The sequence below is a fragment of the Psychrobacter sp. PG1 genome (genome assembly GCF_014897815.1).
GTDB lineage: Bacteria > Pseudomonadota > Gammaproteobacteria > Pseudomonadales > Moraxellaceae > Psychrobacter.
In genome coordinates, this window is sequence record NZ_JABUZG010000046.1 from 1 (window position 1) to 21,864 (window position 21,864).

A 21,864-nucleotide genomic window follows, 5' to 3' on the forward strand; every position below is an offset into this window, starting at 1 on the left:
AGTGAATTATACTATATATTTTGGGTTTGGTATTAGTACTAACCTATGACTTATTGAGTACGTAATATGGCTTAGCTACCGCGGTAAGTGCTATAGCCGTATGGAGACAAAGTGATTGGCACATGGTAATGGTTATCGCCTTCGATATTGAAGTTGACTTCAACATACGGATAGAAAGACTCTAGACCTTGATTTCGGAAATAAGGAGTCGTCTCAAAAATCAACTTATAAGTACCGTCATGCTCAACACCGTCTTGATTCGGTAAGAAGTTGCCGATACGACCATTATTATCAGTCTTTTGCGCATTAAGCAATTTCCAGCTACCAGTTTTCTCTTGCATCATCAGTTTTACATTGACGTTTGGTGCTGGTTTACCCGTGCTAATATCTAAAATATGACTAGATAATTGATATTTATCTTGATCACCAGCAGCATGGCTAGCCGTTGCAGTCATAGCTAATACGCTACCAAATGCAGCTGCCTTGAGTAAGTTGTTTTTCATGAATCATCCTATTCAGTCAATTGTATGTGTTAAATGAATTATCTTCTTCAGCAAGCTATTTACTATTTTTAAGTATGCCTGTCCGCAGAACATAACCGTGATTTACCTCAAAAACATAATCAATCATGTTGTTCATTAAAAATATATTCATCATTATAGGCTTAATGTACTGGTGTAGTTTATATTGTTAATAAGACCGTATAATTAAGATAATTTTAACTTATATAAAAATGAGTATAGTGAATGTAAAACTTACATTCGCTATAATTCGTGTTACTCATAAATAAAAAGCATCAATGCCATGATTGAACATTGCAATTGCTTGATTTAAGACAAAAAAATAGCAGACTATCTGAATGATGGTCTGCTACTGTTACGCTAAAAATTATGCTTACATGCAAATATTATTTAAAACAAAATACGCACGCGAATCGTCTCTTCTACGTCTTTTAACTGATCTAGCGCGGCAGTTGAATCATTGTAATCAACATCCATGACCAAATAACCGACATCGCCTTCTGTCATTAGGCTCTGTGCTAGGATGTTAATTCCTGCTTCTGCAAACAGACGGTTGATCTGAGACAACACGCCTGGCACGTTTCTATGAATATGTAACAGACGATGCGAGTTTTCTTTGAATGGAATAGAAACTTCTGGGAAGTTCACGGCTGTCGCTGTGTCACCTTGGTCAGAGTATCTAACAAACTTATCAGCGACTTCAAGTCCGATATTGGCTTGTGCTTCTTGAGTTGAGCCACCGATATGCGGTGTCAAGATGACGTTATCAAATTTACGCAGTGGTGATTCAAACTCTTCATCAGCTGATTTTGGCTCTTTCGGGAACACGTCGATCGCTGCGCCCAAGATTTTACCAGATTCAAGTACAGCGGCTAAATCATCAATCTCTACGCAAGTACCACGAGCGGCATTGATAAAGTAACTGCCGTCTTTCATATGCGCGAACTGCTCTGCTTTCATCATGTAGCGGGTGCTTGGTACATCAGGTACATGCAATGTCACGATGTCAGCCGTTGATAGTAGCTCTTCTAAGCTACCTACTTGTACCGCATTACCTAGTGGCAATTTGGTCACAGCATCATGATAAATGACTTTCATACCAAAGCTTTCTGCCAAGACAGACAGTTGCGAGCCGATAGAACCATAACCGACGATACCGATAGTCTTACCACGTACTTCATGTGAGTTGGTCGCAGACTTGCCCCAACCACCGCGATGTACTGTGGCGTTCTTTTCAGGGATACCGCGGTATAGCATGATGGCTTCGGCCAATACCAATTCAGCTACCGAACGGGTGTTTGAGTATGGCGCGTTAAAGACGGGGATACCCAAATCACGTGCGGCGTCTAAGTCTACTTGGTTGGTACCGATACAAAAGCAACCAATACCGATGAGCTTGTGCGCGTGCTCAAGTACTTCACGTGTCAATTGCGTACGCGAACGGATACCGATAAAGTGAGCATCTTTAATCTTTTCGATCAGCTCATCTTGATCTAATGCGTGACTGATATTCTCGATGTTATGATAACCAGCTCCTTCCAATACTTTTAAAGCATTGTCATGTAGACCTTCAAGCAATAAAAACCGGATTTTGTCTTTTTGTAGTGATAACGCCATATGAGAGCTGTCCTATAATTGTCTTGTAAAATTATCTGAGGGATAATCTGTAGTCGAAGCCGTTTAAAGTAGGTACAAAGTAACCAAGCGCAAACCATACACTGAGTACATTAAATGAGGTTAACGTCGTAACCACTTACCAATGCTTTAACTATAGGGTGGGTGAAACGAAAACAGTCTGGATATCTTACACAAAATTGGGCGGCGATGTTAGCAGATTAGATGAATTATTGGTTATCAAGCCTGAAAACTTTTTATGCTATAGTAAATCACGCTGTTCGACGTTTATTAAACTATTTTTTGCCATTTACCGCCATATAAGCACGCAGCATGACATCTTTCTATCATTGCTTTACTGGCTCACTTATAATCATATAAATACGTACTATATAAACATACCTATGTAGCTATGTTTATATCCATTTAGCGATATAATAATCCCCTTTAGGCATAGCGCTTACGTTTATACCGAGATTTGACCATGACTTCTTTATCTAGCCAAAGTACCTCTGCAACCCATACAGCTGCTGTTCAAACTATTTTGAGCACTTTGATGGATGTTCATCAGTTTGACGCCAGCCAAATCAAAACCGACCCTAAGAGCTTAGAGCATTGGGGCAAAGATTGGACCAAGCACTTTGCCCCCGCTGCTGCTGCTATCGTCTTTCCGAAGACTACTGAGCAAGTACAAGCCATCGTACTGCTTGCCAATGAGTACAATGTGGTGCTAACGCCAAGTGGCGGTCGTACTGGTTTGTCAGCTGGTGCTGTCGCCGCCAATGGTGAGATTGTCGTCAGTATGGATAAGATGAACCGTATCGGACAGTTCTATCCGGCCGATCGAATAGTTGAAGTCGAAGCCGGTGTTATCACGCAGCAATTGCAACAATTTGCTGAATCGAAAGACCTCTACTACCCTGTCGACTTTGCCTCAGCTGGCTCAAGTCAAATAGGTGGCAATATTGGCACCAATGCAGGCGGCATCAAAGTCATACGCTACGGCATGACCCGTCAATGGATCATGGGGCTGACAGTGGTCACTGGTAAAGGCGATATCTTGCAGCTCAATCGCGGTATGGTCAAGAACGCCACGGGTTATGACTTGCGTCAATTGTTTATCGGTAGCGAAGGCACACTTGGGCTTGTCACCCATGCGCAAATCAAGCTTGAGCGTCAGCCACAAGACTTAAATGTCATGGTACTTGGTATGGACAGCTTTAATGATGTCATGAATGTGCTATCAGTCTTCCAAGCGAAGATTGACTTGACCGCGTTTGAATTCTTTGATGATGTGGCGATTGATAAGTTGATGGCACATGGTCAAGTACAAGAGCCATTTGAGTCGCGCACCAAGTTCTATACGCTATTAGAGTTTGAAGCACCATACGAGCCTATCATGGATAAAGCCATGGCGATATTTGAGCATTGTATGGAACAAGGTTGGGTCGTCGATGGTGTCATGAGCCAGAGCTTGGCACAGGCTGAAGAGCTGTGGAAATTGCGCGAATACATCTCCGAGACCATCTCAGTATTTACGCCTTATAAGAACGATGTATCCGTACTGATAAGCTATGTCCCTGAGTTTATCACCGAGATTGATCACATCGTTAGCAGCAACTACCCTGACTTTGAAGTCTGCTGGTTCGGTCATATTGGCGATGGTAACTTGCACCTTAATATTCTAAAGCCTGAAAACATGAGCAAAGATGATTTCTTTGCCGAGTGTCAAATCGTCAACAAACACGTGTTTGAGACGGTGCAAAAATATGGCGGTTCAGTATCTGCTGAACATGGCGTCGGTATGACTAAAAAGCCTTATTTACAATATAGCCGCAGTGAGATTGAGATTGAGTACTTACGAGAAGTCAAAAAAGTATTTGATCCGAATAACATTATGAACCGTGGCAAAATTTTTGATATGTAAGTGCTTATTTAATAATTAAAGTAATAAATAAGCGAGTATGAAAAAGACGCTAAACGTGATGGTTTAGCGTTTTTTTTTGGCTTATAAAAGTGATTATTTATAAAAATAACAATACTAGCGCTACCACTAATAACACACTTAAAAAACCTTGGACGATTAAAAATGCTTGGTGCGGGGCAACGATATGACGAAACATGTTGCCCAGTGCATTATAGGTAATACCAGCCGCTTTAATATGTGGCGGCGTATCAAAGGTTTTGATGATTTGTAAAAAATTCTCGGTACGATCAGGCGACCAATTATGCGGTGCAAATGGCAAATATGGCGATAACTGTGCCGCTTGCTTTTTGCTCGCTGGTGACCATAACCAACGCTCTAAAAATAATAAGCGCATACGCCAATCCGCAAAACGGCGATGTTCTATCGTCTGCAACAGCAATATTTCAGTATTCTTATGACGCTTATCCGCAAATATGCGTTGCTTTAAGGCAAATACGTGCGCTTTCTCACCTTCGATGCATTGCAAAAAATGACCACTACCATAACATAGAGTACCTGTAATGCCATGCTGTTGATTATAGTTACGCGCATGACATTCTACTTCATCAAATATAGAGGCGCTTAAACGTGAAACAAGCGTCAAACTACTAACATACACCAATTGAACCAGCGCTGAGTCTTCTATCTCATCCCAGCTACTGACTCTATTGTTGTGACTTGAGGGCATAATAAAAAAATCCTAAAAAACCGATTAAATACGGCTAAACAAAACAAACACAACGACGCCCCAATGAAAAAAGACAGCGACTCACAAAAACGTAGCAAATAGTTACCACGTTAAACTGTCATTACTTGAGTAGCTTGTTATGATAACGAGCAAAACAAATAGACCAAAACCAAATAGGTCAAAACTAAGCATTCTAAGATATGCTATTTAAAAATAATGTTAAGCTAACAGAATATCTGTACTGGCATCTTCAGGTTAGAAGCTGTACCAAACACTTGGCTTATATTAACCCCAACGACTGTTTGTGAACATTATGAAAAATTTTATAGTCACTTTAATTCACAGCTAATTTAATTTACAGACACTCTAATTTGTAGCTACTTTAAAATGATATGAGGTTTAAAAAACACGTCAGTAACGCCAAAGCTGACAGAAGTCATAAGATAAATTATCTTCATAACTTATTGTAAATACAATGATAATTGATTGTAACGGTAATACTTTATGATTGGAATATTTTTATCACTTTTTTTACACAAAAAATTGCCAACTGAATTGTGGCAACGCATGCTATTTGATATCACTAAAATTAATAAAGATCCAAAACAGGAACATTATGAGCAAAATAGAAAAACTAGACGACTTTCATCTAACCATCGCTGAAATCAAGAAAAAAGACTATCCACAATTAAAAGCACTGATGGATCGTGTCTATGTCAACTTGGGCGGTGCATGGTCAAAGAACACTATTAATACCTTAATCGATGCCTTCCCTGAAGGTCAGATCGCTTTATTTGATCATGATCAATTGATTGGTATCGTGTTATCTATGCGTGTTGATTATGCCACGTTTTCTAACCCGCACACCTACGACGACTTGATTGGTCATAAAGAGATTATCAGAGACAACCCTGAAGGCGATGCTATTTACGGTCTAGATGCGCTGATCGACCCTGAATACCGTGGTTATCGCCTAGGACGTCGATTATACGATGCCCGTAAAGAGCTGTGTCGCCAGTTAAACTTCCGAGCTATTTTGGCTGGTGGTCGTATCCCGAACTATCATAACCATCAAGATCTCACACCTGGCGAATATATTGAAGCCGTCGCGGCTCGTGAAATTCATGATTCTGCATTGTCTTTCCAGCTCTCAAATGGCTTTATCGTCAAGCGTATCTTAACGGCATATCTGCCTGACGATAAACAATCTAAAGGTTTTGCTACTCTACTTGAGTGGGCAAATATTTATTACGAGCCGCAAGATTATAAGCCAAACACTCGTAAGTCTGAGGTGCGTATTGGTGGCATCCAATGGCAAATGCGTGAAGTCGAGTCACCTGAAGAGCTGCTGCAGCAAGTCGAATTCTTTGTCGATATTATGGCTGATTACAACTCTGACTTTGCTTGTTTACCAGAGTTCTTTAACGCACCGCTGATGGGTCTGTGTGAATCGACGGATCAAAACGTCGCTATTCGATTTTTGGCCGGTTATACCGAATGGTTTAAAAATGAGATATCGCATTTAGCGGTCAGCTACAACGTCAACGTCATTACAGGCTCGATGCCGTACTTGGACGAGGACGATACGTTATATAATGTCAGCTACTTGTGCCGCCGCGATGGTACGGTCGAAGAGCAGCGCAAAATCCATATTACCCCGCATGAGCGTAGCGCTTGGGTCATCGAAGGCGGTGACGAGGTTAAGGTGTTTGATACCGATGCCGGTCGTATTGGTATTTTGGTCTGTTATGACGTTGAATTCCCTGAGCTTGCCCGCCTCATGGCACTTGATGATATGGACATCTTGTTCGTGCCATTTTGGACCGATACGCAAAACGGCTATCTACGCGTGCGCCACTGCGCCCAAGCACGTGCAATTGAAAACGAATGCTATGTGATGATTTGTGGTTCGGTTGGTAACTTACCACAGGTTGAAAGTCTCGATATTCAATATGCGCAGTCCTCTATCTTCTCGCCATCAGATTTTGCTTTCCCGCATGATGCGATCATGGCAGAAACCACTGCCAACACTGAGATGGTATTCTTCTCAGATGTGAACTTAGACAAGCTTATTCATGTCCGTAACGAAGGCTCGGTACATAATCTGCTTGATCGCCGTGATGACTTGTATAGTTTGAAGTGGAAGAGAAAATCTAAAGTATCAGCCAGTAAGCTAAGCGATGATGAGCGCCTCGAAAACTCTGGTAGTGTCCTGCTCGGTGACCCATTACAAAACCGTGCGCAAAAACCTTAATCAGTCACTTTAAAATACCAACACTGAACACGGTTTAATAAAATTTATGAATAATACGGCTGACATTTCAGCCGTTTATTTTTATCTATCAACAACCACTTATCAAAGCCATTTATACAATACCTATAGCAAAAAAGCAGCCATTATGACGACTGATACTGAAAAACCCATTAAAAAGCCAAAGAAAACGCCCAAGCAAAAGGGGTTGTCTATCGCTCAAAATCTACTCATATATGGCTTGGTATTTGCTGTTATTTATACCGCTATCAATTGGTGGCGACAGCCTATCATGCCAGCCAACCCGCAATTGCAACTGACCGATTATCAAGGGCAAGTCGTTGACTTAGCGGCGCTAAGCAATGAACAACCAACGCTGGTGTATTTTTGGGGCACGTGGTGTCCCATTTGTAGTATCACCTCGCCGACCATAGACAAACTTGCCGCCGCAAATGATTATCCAGTCGTTACGATTGCCATTAAATCAGGCACTGACCAAGAGCTGCATCGCTACCTTAATGAAAACAGCTATCGCTTTACGACGATAAATGATCAAGAAGGCAACATCTTCGCTGATTGGCAAGGACAAGTGACGCCTTCGTATGTCATCTTAAAGAATGGCGAGATGACTCAAGGGTTGACAGGAATTCAACCCTTATGGTCGCTGAAACTGCGCTTATGGTTATCATCAGTTTTTTAACGCTTAGCCTGCTGTTTAGAGTCCAATTATTTAGAGCCCAATCGATAGACAATGGCACTTGCCATCCGTATGATTCAATAAGTGATGCATCACTCATATAAATGATTGGTTTTGGCTAAAATAAGGACAATACTGACCAGCTCTTTTTACCCTAGCCTTTTTGTCATATAATAGCTGCCAATCTCATTGCCTCTTTTTAGTTTATTGCTATCACGGTATTTTATTATCCATAAGCATATTTTATGTTGCATTCGTCTCGATAGCATTTATTATTGACGTGAGCATATTTATGACGTTGATGCACAGCGATATCTTATAAGTGAGAAAGCGATCATCAACGGTTAAGCAGCCAGCTAAGCATTACCCTAAATGTCACATCTGACTTTACATCGATTTTTAATCCATCTTCTAAAAAGACACCTTCTATGACTGATAAAAGTACTGATACGCCAAGCCAGGATTATAAAGACACGCTAAACCTTGCCGATACGCCATTTGCGATGCGTGCCAACCTTGCCAAGCGTGAGCCAGATTGGCTTGCTGCTTGGGAAGCGGATGATGTGTACGGCAAAATTCGTCAGGCACGTGCTGGGGCGACCAAATACATTTTGCACGATGGCCCTCCTTACGCCAACGGTCAGATTCACTTGGGTCACGCGGTTAATAAAGTACTCAAAGACATTATCGTAAAGTCAAAAACGCTATCAGGTTTTGATGCGCCTTATGTCCCCGGTTGGGACTGTCATGGTCTGCCTATCGAGCAAAAGGTCGAAGCCAAAGTCGGCAAAGTCGGTCAAAAAGTATCGGCGACTGAGTTCCGCGGTCTGTGCCGCGAGTATGCAAGCACGCAAATTGAACTGCAAAAGGCAGACTTCAAGCGTCTAGGCGTATTTGGCGATTGGGACAACCCTTATCTGACGATGAACTTCCACCAAGAAGCCAACATTGTACGCGCACTTGCCAAAATTTATGACAATGGTCATGTGACCCGCGGTATGAAGCCAGTCAACTGGTGCTTGGACTGTAGCTCTGCGCTGGCTGAGGCGGAAGTGGAATACCAAGATAAAGTATCTGATGCTATCTATGTGAGCTTCGATGTTTTGGATACCTATAAGGTTGCGGCGTTGGCTGACGTAGCGGGTAATATCGCCGCTGTTATTTGGACGACGACACCTTGGACACTACCTGCTAACCAAGCCATCTCTGTACATCCTGAGCATAACTATAGTGTGGTGGCGACTGAAAAAGGTAATTTGCTATTAGCCGCGGATTTGGTTGAGACAGCGTTAAACGAACTCAAGCTAGAAAATAACGGTATCCTAGCGACCGTATCAGGCAGTGAGCTTGAAGGCTTGCGTGCCCAGCATCCACTAATTGCAGACCGCCAAGTGCCATTAATCCTAGGCGATCACGTAACCACAGATAGTGGTACTGGACTCGTGCACACGGCACCCGGTCACGGTCTTGACGATTATATCGTCGGTCTAAAATATAATTTGCCTGTTGAAAACCCAGTCAGTGGTACGGGCGTCTACCTAGACAGCGCAGCAGTATTTGCAGGCGAGCACATCTACAAAGCCAATCCAAAAATCATCGCCGCACTGCATGACAATGGACATCTAATCAGTCATACCAAAATTGAGCACAGTTATCCGCATTGCTGGCGTCATAAGTCGCCGATTATTTTCCGTGCAACGCCGCAGTGGTTTATTAATATGGAAACCAAAGGTCTGCGTGAGCGTGCGCTTGCAGATATCCCAGCAGTAAGCTGGACACCAGCATGGGGACAAAACCGTATCGAAGCCATGATGACGGGTCGCCCAGATTGGTGTATCTCGCGTCAGCGTACGTGGGGCGTGCCGATTACTTTCTTTACCCATAAAGAAACAGGCGAGCTGCATCCAAACACGCTTGAGCTGATGGAAGTCGCTGCACAAAAAATTGATGCAGGTGGTGTGGAAGCTTGGTTTGATGCCAGCTGTGAAGACTTCTTAGGCAACGAGGCTGCTGACTATGACAAAGCAACCGACACCCTAGACGTTTGGTTTGACTCTGGCACGACGCATTTTGCCGTACTTGAACAACGCGATGAATTAACCAATCCAGCAGATATCTACTTGGAAGGCTCTGACCAACATCGCGGTTGGTTCCAGACGTCATTATTGACCTCAGAAGCCATGTACGGTCGCCCACCATTTAAGCAAGTACTGACGCATGGTTTTGTGGTTGATGAAAACGGTCGCAAGATGAGTAAATCACTTGGCAATATCATCACGCCGCAGGAAGAGATCAATAAAACAGGCGCGGACATGCTGCGTTTGTGGATTGCCTCAAGCGACTATCGCTATGAGATGAGCGCAGGTAAAACGGTCTTTAAAGGTGCAATCGATATGTATCGCCGTATCCGTAACACCCTGCGTTTCTTACTTGCCAATACCGATGACTTTGATCCTGCGACCAACAGCGTCGATATCAATGAGCTGGTCAGCCTTGATAAATTCATCATTGAGCGCGCGCAAACCGTGCAAGCACAAATCATCAGTGCTTATGATGCCATGGATTTTCACCAAGTCACCCAGCATATTACTGCGTTCTGTTCGCAAGATTTGGGCAGTTTCTATTTAGATATTATCAAAGATCGTCAATATACGACTCAGACTGATGGACAGCCGCGTCGCTCTGCGCAAACGGCGATTTACCATATCGTTCAGGCACTCATTCGCTGGATTACGCCGATTTTGTCATTCACCGCACAAGAAGCGTGGGAAGTATTGCATGGCGCTGACAGTTATGTATTTACTGAAGAATGGTATAAATTTCCAGAATTTGAGCTAAGCGCGCTCAGCAACGATGACTGGCAACGTATCATGTTGGCAAAGGATATGGTCAATAAACATATCGAGACCGCACGTGGTGAAAAAATCATCAACGCTAACTTGTCTGCCGATGTTAATCTATATGCTGACGGTGCAATGCATGAAAGCTTAGCCAAGCTGGGTGAAGAGCTGCGCTTTGTACTAATCACTAGTAGCGCAACTTTGAAACCTATGAGCGACGCTCCTGCCGATAAAACAAGCACAGATGAGCAAACTGACGCCAGCACGGATGAATCAGTAGACTTAGTGGTCAATGTTAGCGCCGCAACTGGCACCAAGTGCGTACGCTGCTGGCATATCCGTGATGATATCGGTACCGATAGTGCACATCCAGAACTATGCGCGCGCTGCGTGACTAACGTCAGCGGTGATGGTGAGGTGCGCCACTATGCCTAACCATACGCCTAACTCAACAGAATCATCAAACAACAAGCCGCCATATGGTGAAGTCGATAAATCACCTGAACCAGCTCATGCAACCACAGGCAGCTCAACGACACCGAAAAGTCGTCTGAATAAGACGCCAAAAATGATTGCGAATGGCCGTCGTGCGTTTACGTGGTATCTCCTATCGTTGGTCGTGCTAATTATCGATCAATGGACGAAGTGGCTGGCTGAAACTAAACTGACTTTTCATGAGCCAGTACCTGTGATTGAGCCTTTTCTGAATTGGACATTGGCATACAACTATGGCGCGGCATTTAGCTTTTTGGCAGATGCCGGTGGTTGGCAGAAGTGGTTTTTTTCGGGACTGGCATTGATAATGTCGCTATTTTTAATTGGCTACCTGATAAAAGCCCCGCGCCAAGCCAAGCTACTATCGACAGGCCTAGCGCTAGTGCTCGGCGGTGCGGTTGGCAATCTCATTGACCGCTTGCTGCATGGTCACGTCATCGACTTTATCCATGTACATAACGCCGATGTCTGGCATTATCCTATCTTTAATATTGCGGATATGGGCATTAGTATCGGTGTGGCGTTGATTGTCATTGACATGCTATTTTTAGAAAAAAAGCGTGAAATGCCGCGGTCATAATTTTAAATCGCATTAATACAGTTAGATTTATAAATAAAAAAGGTGGGTTACGACTGCGTAACCCACCTTTTTTATTCATCATTTTTTCTGATAAAGGCTATTAGTTAGCATAGAGTATTGCGCCTATACGCCACTCTCAACAGCTTACATTCATGATTAATTATCTCTTAGGAAATCTCTCACGCTTCGATAGTTTTTTAAGATAATCCTGAACCTGCTCAGGCAACTCAACGCCCAGCATCTTTAACCATGAAAACAAATGCTGATAATAAATGTCTGCCAGCGTAAAGCTATCCCCCGCTATATACTCCTGCTCATCTACCCAAGCATAAGCAATCGGTAGGGCTTTTTGGATACACTTCATGCAGTTGTTAGCGGTGCCCTCAGGCCAGTTTTCATAATTGTCTAATACCTTGATTTTGGTGAGTATCCATAGATAACTCTCAATCTCGATCATACCAAATGAAATCACTTGGCGAAGTGTATAGTTTTTCTCAGCGAAGTTCTTATCTGCTTTATTTGGTGTCAAAGGTTTGTCAGGGTGTAACTCATTGAGATATTCAATAATAGCCAACGACTCAGTAAAGTGTTTGCCTTCATGTGTGATGGTAGGGATTTTACCAAAGGGGTTAACGGCTAAAAACTCAGGACTTCGCTGCTCCCCTTTTTTACCATCTATTTCTTTGGTCTCATACTCTAAGCCCAGCTCCTGCAATGCCCAAATGACTGTTTCAGCGCGACTTGGATGGGTGTATTTGTATAAAGTAATCACTTGCGTTCGCCTTTTATTATTAATTAAATCCATTTAAGGTTTATCCTGAAAAATCGTGCTTATTGCGTACAATTCATCATACTCGCACAAAATACCAATGCACGGCAACCAGCCACTCAAGATATAAAACTTTGATGTTTCATCAGCCGTTTATTTTAGACTTAAGCATTAAACATCAAAACTACACCGCTCACTATGATAAATAAACAAGTGCTTTTATACCAAAGAATCAAGTAATCCTTGCAAAAATTTCAAGCTTCCTCCTGTCAATATAAACAACAACCCCGCCATATTGATGAGAACAGTCAAATAATACGCCACTCGAAATTCAGGCTTTTGCGACTTGTGGCGTAGATACGTCTGCGCAACCATCGCGCCCACCCAACCGCCCAGCGCACTTAGCAGATGCAAGGTTGATTCAGGTGTGCGCCAATCATTATTCTGAGCAGCGGCTTTGTCTTTGGCATACATCATATAAGTAATGAGACCCAAAGCCACATACCAACCCACAACCAGCCAGCTGAGCTTGTTCATGGCAGCCAACAAGATTAATACGCCATAAAAGCCCACACCAAGGAACAAACGTTTCTTTTGTCCCGCTTCAAAGTCTGCTTGCATGCTACGTTTGTGATTACGCTGACGGATTTTCTGATTTTTTTGCGCCATTTTTTGCTGCACAAAGCTCAGCTCTTGTACATCTTTTGCTTGCATACGCCCTTGATTGTCCTGCCCAAATGTAAAAACAACGGGCTCACCGACCTCAGGGCGACGACGCGCTTTAAACTCATTGATATGAAAGAATATTGAATCACCATTCTGCGTTTCGATAAAACCAAAGCCTTTGTCATCTTGCCACTTTTTAATGTGACCTTGTTGTTTATTTACCATAAAACCCCTGCCTGCTCTTAGAATTGCCAAATATATTACACTATTTGCGTTACACTATTTACGCTTACATACTCTCCAAGATGGCTTATCATTTCTTATATTATTTGCCAAACCAATTCCTAATCCCGTAATAAATGGCTGTTGACTATGACCGACTCACAATTTATCAATCCCAATGAAGACACCCGTATCACTTTTGGTAGCCTTGTAAAGCTGCACTTTGAAGTATCACTAGAGAACGGTACGATGATTGATTCTACCTTTAGCCGTGATGCGCCTGTGACGCTCACCATTGGTGATGAAAGTTTATTACCTGGCTTTGAGCAGGTATTAATGAACCTACGTGCTGGTGATACGCGCTCTGCCCACCTAGAGCCGGCGCAGGCATTTGGCGATTGGAATCCTGACAACATCCAACATTTCAGCCGTACTCAGTTTGCGTTAATCGCTGATAATCCAGAAATCGGCATGATGGTAGAGTTCGAAGACAAAGGCAAAAACACGCTGCCGGGTACGATTAGTGCACTCGATGACGAGCAAGTCGAAGTGGATTTTAACCATCCCCTTGCCGGACAATCCCTGTTATTTAAAGTAAAAATCTTTAAGGTTACCCCGCCTGGTGTCACTGGCATAAAGCTCATGTAATCGCTTAAAAAACTGTCAGCTATAAAAATACATTTACAAAGGACATTCATATGCAATATCAAATGTTGCCACAACTCAATGAAAAAGTTTCTAAGATTTGTTTAGGCACGATGACATGGGGACAGCAAAATACCGAGATCCAAGCACATGAACAAATGGACACGGCGCTAAGCGAAGGGGTGAATTTTTGGGATACGGCGGAAATGTATCCATCGCCGCCAGATAAAGACAAGCAAGGCGATACTGAACGCTTCATGGGTACATGGTTTAATAAAACCAAACAGCGCGATAAAGTTATCCTTGCTAGCAAAATATCGCCGATGGATTTTTTGCGTGATGGGCAAACGCGTTTTAATGCCGAACATATTAGCAGCGCCATCGATGGCAATCTTCAGCGTTTGCAGACTGATTATATTGATATTTACCAGCTCCATTGGCCTGAACGCCAAGCGAATTTTTTTAGTCAGCTTGGCTATACCGAAGAGATGGCATCGCAACCATTAGATGATTTGACGCCATTTCTAGAGACCATTCAAGCGTTAAATGATGAGATTAAAAAAGGGCGTATTCGCGCTTATGGACTATCGAACGACACCGCTTGGGGACTGATGCGCTATCTATGGGAGGCGGATAAAAATGGTTTGATCGCCCCTATCACGGTGCAAAATCCTTATAGTTTGCTAAATCGCTTATATGAAGTTGCTATGGCCGAGATTACGCACCGTGAAAATGTAGGTCTATTGGCTTATTCACCGCTTGGCTTTGGTGTCTTATCTGGTAAATATCTCGATGGCAAACGCCCAACTGGTGCGCGTCTGACGATGTATGATCGCTTTGCGCGCTATACCAACGAAGAAGCGCTATCAGCCACTGCTCAATACGCCAAAATAGCAGCAGATGCAGGTTTAGATATGGCACAGATGGCATTAGCCTTCGTTAACTCACGCTCATTTGTCACCAGTAACATTATTGGTGCTACTACGATCGAGCAGCTAAAATCCAACATCGATAGTATCCATTTAACCTTAAGCTCAGAAGTATTGGAAGCGATTGAAGCGGTGCATACCCAGCATCCTAATCCATCACCCTAATTTTAGCTTGAGGTGACACCATGTCTGATGAGAACCAGACTTTAGCGCATTGAGGCTGTCGTATTTATAATCGACAAAAAAAGGCGCAAATCGCAGTTATAAACTGAGCGATTTGCGCCTTTTTATTGGAGCCTGTTGAATATTTGCAATTATTATGCTGTCAGCGCTTTATACTTTAGCGACTTTCGTTAAGACTCGCGAATGCAGTTCCGCCAAACCTTCCTGCATACGGGCTTGTAACAAATCCGTCAATTCACTTTTGCTCAACCCTTTAGGATCTATTGGCTCAAGTGGCAATACGTAGGCGGTCACATCTTTCGTATCGAGTACCTTTTTTAGGCTCTCTTTCATCGTAAGCTTGCCATAGTAAGGCAACTCTTCACTTAACGTGCCGTCTTTATTGACGTAAGCAATTACCAGCGGGCGTACGGGCACGTCAGCATCTATCGCTGCTTGTAGCAAAGTACCATGAATACGTTTGATTTTTTTACCGTCTGTGGTGGTCGCCTCAGGGAAGAATATAACTGAGAAACCTTTGGTCAAAAAACTGGCAATTTGGGCGGCAACCGACCCTGCATCACCGGAACCACGCTCAATAAATACCGTGCCTGCTGCATGAGCCAGCTTGCCAAATACAGGCCATTCACCGATTTCGGCTTTGGATAAGAAAAAAGCAGGACTCAGTGTTCCCACCACAGGGATATCCATCCATGACACATGATTGGATACCCATAATCCGTGGTGCTGCTCTACCCGCTCGACTGCCACAACCTTGACGCCAAAAGAGCCTGCCATTTTGCGGCAAAAGGCTTGAATATAGCGTGGCAATTTTTCGCGTGGTGGCTGCTTAAATGCGCCAATACGTTGGGCGGCGCGCAATCCACCAGCGATAGTGGTGGTCATGCCAGCAATTTGTTTGCCGCGCCCCAACTGTTGTCTGAGTGAGAAGCCTGACTTAGATTGGCTCATCTGTGTCCCTCGTGGTTAAAAACTTATGATTATATATCGTAAACAAGCGCCATGAGTATAACAAAATTCATTCATTCAGTGACGATTTGTTCACTGAGCTCCTTTTTGTTCACTGAGTTGCTGTTTATTCAACTAGTTCTGCTGCGTTCACTGATTTGCCTATGGCTTTCATTTACGCTGTAACATAAAACCCTCGTTAATTGTGCTAGAACGCTTTAATATTAAGTGATGAGACCACATATATATGGTCATATGAACGCTATATCGACGTTTACTGAATGGATAATAGCGATATATTTACTTTATTAAATAGGTGATACTCTTTGGATTATTTTGAAAGACACGAAGGTGGCGAGCGCGCCATTATAGTACATTTAGACATCCGTCAAATTCAAGATCCTGATGATTTAGGTGAATTTGAGCTGTTAGCAGACTCAGCAGGGGCTGATCGTTTGGCTTTAGTCACAGGCTCACGTCAAAGACCCGACGCCAGATACTTCGTTGGTAGCGGTAAAGCAGAAGAAATAGCAGAATTGGTACGCGAACATGATGCGGACATCGTCTTATTTAACCATAGCTTATCGCCATCACAAGAGCGTAATATTGAAGCCTTGGTTAAATGTCGCGTACTGGATCGTACGGGTTTGATATTGGATATTTTCGCGCAGCGTGCCCGTACTTATGAAGGTAAGCTACAAGTAGAGCTGGCGCAGCTCAACCATTTATCGACGCGTTTGGTACGAGGTTGGACGCATTTGGAGCGTCAAAAAGGCGGTATTGGTCTACGTGGACCCGGCGAAACCCAGCTTGAGACCGATCGTCGCTTGCTACAAGTGCGCGTGAATCAGCTTAAAAGCAGAATCGAGAAAGTCAGACAGACACGTGCGCAAGGTCGAGCCCGCCGCCAAAAATCAGATGTGCCGACGATTTCGCTTGTCGGTTATACCAACGCTGGTAAATCGACGCTATTTAACCGCTTGGTCGACGAGAATATCTATGCAGCGGATAAACTATTTGCCACGCTTGATCCTACTCTACGCCGTTTAGACTGGCAGGGTGTTGGTCGTGTTGTTTTAGTCGATACGGTAGGTTTTGTCCGTCATCTGCCGCATGAGTTGGTCGAATCCTTTCATGCGACATTAGAAGAAACGTTAGAGGCAGATTTATTGCTACACGTTATCGATTCTTCTAGTGAAGATATGCATGAGCAAATTCAAGCGGTCAAAGACGTATTAGCAGAGATTGATAATGATGTACCAGTGCTCAATGTCTACAACAAGATTGATTTGACAGATGAGCCTGCACATATTGGTTATGCTAGTGAAGGACAACCCAATCGCGTCTATGTTTCTTCTAGAGAAAATCTAGGTATGGAAGAGTTGTCGTTAGCCGTCCAGCAGTTACTTACTGGTACACTCACCACCTTTGAGTTGACCTTACCTTATCATGCAGGTCAGTTAAAAAACGCCTTATATGAGCTGGGTGTTATTCAGGAAGAGAGCTATGATGACAGCGGGCATGAGTGTTTAACGATTCGCTTGCCAAGCGATACGCTAAGACAGCTACTGGGTCAGGCCAATTTAGAGCCTTTAGATGTACTGCCATTAGCCCAAGCCACGTTATTAATGCCAGTACTTGAAGACTTCGAAAAGCCTGATGAGATTGAAGAGCCGACGATGACCGAAGCAGAAGAAAAAGCGTTTGATGAGTTTGATGCGCTGAATTCTGAAGCCGCTAAGTCAGAGGAATTAGCAGTAGAAGTGGAAATTCCTGACTCAAAAATATAAATGACTGAATCTGTAAAATAGCTTTATAAAAGACAAAAGGATGATATCCATTGATATCATCCTTTTTTTTGGCACATAGCATTAAACTTTATAGGTTACCCGATCACGAAAACGCGCTACCATAGTCGATGTCGTTTAAAGTGAGCACAAGGTAGCCTGGCGCAAATGATACACTCATTATAGTAAGCGAGCTTAACGCTGTGACTATTTATAATCGCACTGACGATATGCTATAAGCTTTATTAGTTTGCCTACTCTCTATATAATCATCGGCTATAGGTTCAACCAATATTAATATCATTGATAGATAGAACACACTCATTAGAGTGCGGTTACCTATTTTGTTGCTCCTATCCTCTCTATTTCTAAATCGGCCAGTATTTCTTATGAAATCTACTCACTCCACCCATTTGCCGCTATGGCTTGCCTTAGTACTGACACTCACGATGGTCATCGTGGTTCGTGAATCAGCCGTTATCATCTGTCAATTAGCAGGAATAGAAAAGGCTGCCAACATCGTTGGATTGGTCGCCATGTTCTTGATTTTGATGGCATGGCGATTACTTAAAGGGTTGCCCAGTTGGCTCACCCAAGCCAGTAATACTTTATTGGTGGATAGCGGTTTTGCTTTTTTGCCCGTGTCTGCAGGTGCAGGCTTACTGCTATTTGCTTTAGGTGATGAGCTGTGGGGCGTTATGCTGACGATGATGATTAGTACTCTCATACCGCTTTGGGGACTTGCCATACTTGCCAACCGTTGGCTCAATCACGATGTTAGCATCGATAGCACCACCGTTGAAGAGCACAAAGGACAGCTATGAGCTGTATGAACAAGGAAATGCAATGACTTTTGATAACGTGTTTGTGGCAACCTTTGCGGCGATATTATTAACGCTAATCGCCCATGTGACTGCTCGTGTACTGGCACGTAAGCTCTCATGGCTGCCGATGGTGATTACGGCGTTGGCGCTTGTTCTCTTATTTTTGTTTATCCTACAATGGGATTACAACGATTATTACGATGTTGCCAAGCCTGTATTTGATCACTTATTGGGATATGTCACCGTACTGTTGGCAGTACCATTAGCAGCAATGAACTTTAAAGGTCTGCCAGTCAAAAAGCTTACTCTCATAGTTATCCTTGCAAGTGTGGTTGGTGCATTGCTACCGATGTCATTGGCTTATTTATTTTCATTAAGTCACGACACCATACTCGCTTTCGCAACGCGTTCAGTAACCACACCCATCGGTCTGAGTGTCGCAGATCTAATTAAAGCACCACTAGCCATGGCGAACTTAATTATTATTGTTTCAGGGCTTATCGGTGGTACTTTGGCGCGCTTCTTATTTCGCGGTATCGATGATGACCGCGCCAAGGGCTTAGCACTTGGATTGGCAGCGCATGCTTTTGGTACCGTCGAAGCATGGCAAATTAGCCACACTGCTGGGCGTTATGCGGCATTTGGATTGGCAGTAAACGGGCTGGTCACCGCCGTTTGGGTGCCTATTTTTATCAGTGCACTTTCTATATAACCCTGTTCAAAGCAGTTTTCAGTGCTTTGAACAGCTTTTATTTCTCACGATTCATTCATTGCTACAGCCAGAATATTCACGTACCACACACGCCTAAAAATAATAAAGCCGATACTCAATCAACATACTCAAAAACGGTAGTGTGTTGATTTTTTTACAAATTAAAAATGACTTTTATACTTTGTGCTGATAATCGTATGCGTCGAAAAGTTATTATATGTTATAGTAAGCAACTATTATTTTTTGTATCCAATGCGAGTGGTTTCTAGTTAGACGTGGTTTTTGCTAGGGTGCTATATCGTTTACAGCGATAAAATCCTACCAGCACGATAACCGCTTAAATGCGCAGAACGACGCGCCTATAGGCAAAGCAATTTGCTATTACTCGATGAAAAGTGATAACCCTATGATAAATGTTACAACCTTAGTGACTCGCTGCTTGTCTCCTGTTTTATTGACCGCTGTCGCCCTATCCAGCCTATCTCTATCTGTTGCTGCTAAAGCAGGTAATATGTATATTTACAAAGACAAAGGCGGACAAGTCTTACTCACTAACGTCAATCCAAGTGGTAATTTTGACAAATTCACCAAAAAGGTAAAAGTCACCTACTACAAAGATTCTAAAATGTATGACGGTAGTAGTGACAATAGCAGCAGTAATTACGGTAGTAGCTCTGCCAGCAGTAGCGGAAGCCGCAACTCATACGACAGTTATATTCGCGCCTCAGCTCAGCGTCATGGCGTAGATCCTGGGCTTATAAAAGCAATGATGCATAGCGAATCCGCATTTAACCCAAATGCACGCTCACCTGTCGGTGCGCAAGGTCTCATGCAGCTAATGCCAGCGACTGCGCGACGCTTCAAAGTCAGCAATCCTTGGAACCCTGCAGATAATATCGAAGGCTCTGCTAAATATATTGCATGGTTGATGAAGCGGTTTAATAACAACGTAGAATTTGCGGTTGCGGGCTATAATGCGGGTGAAGGTAACGTTGATAAATATAACGGCATCCCGCCTTTTAAGGAAACCCGTAACTATGTCAAAAATGTCATGAGCCGTTACCATAGCTTGTATAAAAACGATTCAGGGCTATCAGGCGGTACCATGAACGCTAGCAATCAAATCGCCAATCCTAGTCTCAGTAGCGGCTTACAAAACGTCAGCTATGGCACCAGCAGTAATAGCAATAGTGCCAGCTATGCCAACTCAGCATATGATGCGCTACGCTAAAATGAAGACTACATGAACCGTTGAATCCAAACGTAAAAAAGCCCGTTAATATAATTAACGGGCTTTTTTGTGCTAAGAGGCTTTATCTATTCATTCATAATCTATCTTGTCATATTTTTTGAGTTCGATACAAGATTAACAATAAAGCTGATCTGTGAGTACCAAACCAGAAAGCTTAGCACTCACCTTTCTTCTTAGCAAAATTTAAAAATTACTTGTTAGCCAGTGCTTGTGTTGCAGCAACTTCAGCAGCAAAGTCTTCTTGCTTTTTCTCGATGCCTTCACCAACTTCTAGACGTTTGAAAGCAAGTACTTTTACGCCTTCAGCTTTTAGTACATCACCAACTTTCTTCTCGTTGTCCATAACATATGGCTGACGTAGTAAAGTCACTTCTTCTAGATACTTACGTAGGCCACCTTCGATCATTTTTTCAACGATGTTATCAGGCTTGCCAGACTCACGAGCTTTTGCTTCGATGATGTCTTTTTCGCGTGCTAATAAATCAGCATCTACACTTTCGTCATCAACCGCAACTGGGTTGAATGCTGCGATATGCATGGCAAGGTTTTTGCCAGTATCTGCGTTGCCGCCTTCAAAAGATACCACAACACCGATACGTAAACCATGACGGTATGAAGCAAGGTTGCTACCTTCTAATACTTCAACGCGGCGTACTTGGATATTTTCGCCGATTTTTTGTACCAAAGATACACGAGCTTCTTCAACAGTCTGACCATTGCCATATGGCAATTCAGCGATAGCAGCTACGTCAGTCACATTGTTTTCTAATGCAATATTCGCTACTGCTTCTGCAAATGCCGTAAAGTTTTCGTCTTTTGCAACGAAGTCAGTTTGGCAGTTTACTTCTAACAAGAATGCTTTGTTGTCGCCTTGAGCGATGATAATAGTGCCATCAGCTGCAATGTTACCCGCTTTTTTAGCTGCTTTGGCTTGACCAGATTTACGTAGGTTATCAATGGCAGTTTCTACATCACCGTTTGATTCTTCTAACGCTTTTTTACATTCCATCATGCCAAGACCAGTACGGTCACGCAATTCTTTTACCATTTTGGCAGATACTTTTACTTCTGACATAAGAGTTACCTTTTATTATGTATGGGAGTGCTTAATTTCTATGAGATATATCTTTGCTATCTATTGGTACTATATCGCTCTTATAGTAATGGAAGCACTCATGGTTGATCGTGATAACAGACATCATTGTAATAACAGATATTGTGCATCACGAGGGCATATATAAGCGATAATACTCGCTTATTAACGAGTGTTCCATC

Annotated in this window: 18 protein-coding genes; 11 read left to right on the forward strand and 7 right to left on the reverse strand. The window is 43.0% G+C overall.

Annotation, left to right across the window (positions count from 1 at the left end; all coding sequences use genetic code 11):
- Positions 1 to 71 precede the first annotated feature (71 nt).
- Both uraH and serA read right to left on the reverse strand, forming a co-directional pair.
- Complete coding sequence (gene uraH / locus INT03_RS03640; RefSeq protein WP_201539760.1) at positions 72 to 503, reverse strand: hydroxyisourate hydrolase; 432 nt, start codon at positions 501 to 503, stop codon at positions 72 to 74.
- A 408-nt stretch (positions 504 to 911) separates the two neighbouring features.
- Entirely contained in the window at positions 912 to 2,138 is a 1,227-nt protein-coding gene (gene serA, locus INT03_RS03645) for a phosphoglycerate dehydrogenase (protein WP_045453737.1), read from the reverse strand.
- A 553-nt stretch (positions 2,139 to 2,691) separates the two neighbouring features.
- Here serA and INT03_RS03650 point away from each other — a divergent pair.
- Positions 2,692 to 4,062 carry an FAD-binding oxidoreductase gene (locus INT03_RS03650; RefSeq protein ID WP_226950233.1) on the forward strand — a complete coding sequence of 457 codons (1,371 nt, stop codon included), beginning with the start codon at positions 2,692 to 2,694 and terminating at the stop codon, positions 4,060 to 4,062.
- A gap of 97 nt (positions 4,063 to 4,159) precedes the next feature.
- Here the strand turns inward: INT03_RS03650 and INT03_RS03655 are convergent, their stop codons facing one another.
- Positions 4,160 to 4,789 carry a BLUF domain-containing protein gene (locus tag INT03_RS03655; RefSeq protein WP_193007685.1) on the reverse strand — a complete coding sequence of 210 codons (630 nt, stop codon included), beginning with the start codon at positions 4,787 to 4,789 and terminating at the stop codon, positions 4,160 to 4,162.
- Between the two features lie 616 nt (positions 4,790 to 5,405).
- On the opposite strand from INT03_RS03655, the gene INT03_RS03660 reads away from it, so the two are divergent.
- From INT03_RS03660 to lspA, 4 genes are all read left to right on the forward strand, one after another.
- Positions 5,406 to 7,043: a carbon-nitrogen hydrolase family protein gene (locus INT03_RS03660; protein WP_045453728.1), complete on the forward strand. Its 1,638-nt coding sequence runs from the start codon at positions 5,406 to 5,408 to the stop codon at positions 7,041 to 7,043.
- Positions 7,044 to 7,188: 145 nt separating this feature from the next.
- On the forward strand, positions 7,189 to 7,740 hold the full coding sequence (locus INT03_RS03665) for a protein disulfide oxidoreductase (RefSeq protein WP_193007773.1): 552 nt from the start codon (positions 7,189 to 7,191) through the stop codon (positions 7,738 to 7,740).
- 425 nt (positions 7,741 to 8,165) lie between these two features.
- On the forward strand, positions 8,166 to 11,012 hold the full coding sequence (ileS, locus tag INT03_RS03670) for an isoleucine--tRNA ligase (protein ID WP_193007687.1): 2,847 nt from the start codon (positions 8,166 to 8,168) through the stop codon (positions 11,010 to 11,012).
- Positions 11,005 to 11,652 carry a signal peptidase II gene (gene lspA, locus INT03_RS03675; protein ID WP_193007689.1) on the forward strand — a complete coding sequence of 216 codons (648 nt, stop codon included), beginning with the start codon at positions 11,005 to 11,007 and terminating at the stop codon, positions 11,650 to 11,652. The genes ileS and lspA overlap by 8 nt, the downstream gene beginning before the upstream one ends.
- 160 nt (positions 11,653 to 11,812) lie before the next feature.
- Here lspA and INT03_RS03680 read toward each other — a convergent pair whose 3' ends face one another.
- Positions 11,813 to 12,457, reverse strand: a complete 645-nt coding sequence (locus INT03_RS03680) for a glutathione S-transferase family protein (protein ID WP_193007691.1) — start codon at positions 12,455 to 12,457, stop codon at positions 11,813 to 11,815.
- Between the two features lie 183 nt (positions 12,458 to 12,640).
- The gene (locus INT03_RS03685; protein ID WP_060490442.1) at positions 12,641 to 13,312 is read right to left on the reverse strand and encodes a DUF1294 domain-containing protein; all 672 of its coding nucleotides are present in this window, start codon (positions 13,310 to 13,312) and stop codon (positions 12,641 to 12,643) included.
- A gap of 147 nt (positions 13,313 to 13,459) precedes the next feature.
- On the opposite strand from INT03_RS03685, the gene INT03_RS03690 reads away from it, so the two are divergent.
- On the forward strand, positions 13,460 to 13,957 hold the full coding sequence (locus tag INT03_RS03690) for an FKBP-type peptidyl-prolyl cis-trans isomerase (RefSeq protein WP_193007693.1): 498 nt from the start codon (positions 13,460 to 13,462) through the stop codon (positions 13,955 to 13,957).
- Between the two features lie 50 nt (positions 13,958 to 14,007).
- Positions 14,008 to 15,048, forward strand: coding sequence for an aldo/keto reductase (locus INT03_RS03695; protein ID WP_193007695.1), 1,041 nt, complete (start codon positions 14,008 to 14,010; stop codon positions 15,046 to 15,048).
- Between the two features lie 168 nt (positions 15,049 to 15,216).
- Here the strand turns inward: INT03_RS03695 and INT03_RS03700 are convergent, their stop codons facing one another.
- Positions 15,217 to 16,017, reverse strand: coding sequence for a lysophospholipid acyltransferase family protein (locus INT03_RS03700; protein ID WP_055125713.1), 801 nt, complete (start codon positions 16,015 to 16,017; stop codon positions 15,217 to 15,219).
- 323 nt (positions 16,018 to 16,340) lie between these two features.
- Between INT03_RS03700 and hflX the strand changes: the two genes are divergently transcribed.
- From hflX to INT03_RS03720, 4 genes are all read left to right on the forward strand, one after another.
- Entirely contained in the window at positions 16,341 to 17,804 is a 1,464-nt protein-coding gene (gene hflX / locus INT03_RS03705; protein ID WP_193007697.1) for a ribosome rescue GTPase HflX, read from the forward strand.
- A gap of 386 nt (positions 17,805 to 18,190) precedes the next feature.
- Entirely contained in the window at positions 18,191 to 18,625 is a 435-nt protein-coding gene (locus INT03_RS03710) for a CidA/LrgA family protein (protein WP_193007698.1), read from the forward strand.
- A gap of 22 nt (positions 18,626 to 18,647) precedes the next feature.
- On the forward strand, positions 18,648 to 19,337 hold the full coding sequence (locus INT03_RS03715; RefSeq protein WP_055125716.1) for an LrgB family protein: 690 nt from the start codon (positions 18,648 to 18,650) through the stop codon (positions 19,335 to 19,337).
- A 406-nt stretch (positions 19,338 to 19,743) separates the two neighbouring features.
- Positions 19,744 to 20,568 carry a lytic transglycosylase domain-containing protein gene (locus INT03_RS03720; RefSeq protein ID WP_193007699.1) on the forward strand — a complete coding sequence of 275 codons (825 nt, stop codon included), beginning with the start codon at positions 19,744 to 19,746 and terminating at the stop codon, positions 20,566 to 20,568.
- A 211-nt stretch (positions 20,569 to 20,779) separates the two neighbouring features.
- On the opposite strand, the gene tsf is transcribed toward INT03_RS03720, so the two are convergent.
- Positions 20,780 to 21,664: a translation elongation factor Ts gene (tsf, locus tag INT03_RS03725; protein ID WP_193007700.1), complete on the reverse strand. Its 885-nt coding sequence runs from the start codon at positions 21,662 to 21,664 to the stop codon at positions 20,780 to 20,782.
- Between the last annotated feature and the right edge of the window lie 200 nt (positions 21,665 to 21,864).